General features: G+C 62.5%; 1 protein-coding gene. It reads right to left on the reverse strand.

Annotated elements, in window-relative coordinates; genetic code table 11:
• Positions 1-594: amino acid ABC transporter permease (locus AC1DHX_RS15820; protein WP_476900227.1), on the reverse strand; the 594-nt coding region annotated here is incomplete at its 3' end.
• Positions 595-648: the final 54 nt, after the last annotated feature.

A 648-nucleotide genomic window follows, 5' to 3' on the forward strand; every position in this document is an offset into this window, starting at 1 on the left:
GGTTATCAGCAGGTAGAAGAATGCGATGCCGACCAGGACCCACATGACGGCGTCGCCGTTGGCATTGGCCAGTTGCTTGCCCTGGCCGAAGAGTTCCAGCACGTAGAACGCGCCGGCCACAGAAGAGTTCTTGACCAGGGCAATCAGAATGTTGATCAACGGCGGGATCACGGTGCGCAGGGCCTGCGGCAGGATGATCAGCGAGAGCACCTGGGTGAACTGCATGCCGATGCTGCGGGCGGCCTCCGCCTGGCCCACCGGGACGCTGTTGACGCCGGAGCGCACGGCCTCGGCAATGAAGGCCGAGGTGTAGGCGCTCAGGGCGATGATGGCGGCGACCTCGAACTGCTGGAACGTAACGCCGAGGCGGGGCAGAACCACTGCGGCGAAGAAGAACGCGATAGTCAGCGGGGTGTTCCGGACGATCTCGACGTACGTCATGCTGAAGCCACGCAGCGCGGCGACGGGCGAGACACGGGCGGCAGCCAGGATGGTGCCGAAGACCAAGGCGATAATCCCCGAGACCAGGGACAGGAAAAGGGTTCGGAGAAAACCGTCCCAATACTGGGGGAGGTTTTCAATAATGACGTCCATAAGTTCCTTCAGCTGCGTTGAGGGGATTCCAGGCGAAAGACGGGAGTGGCGGGG

The organism is Arthrobacter sp. 05N33_2 (assembly GCF_056397425.1).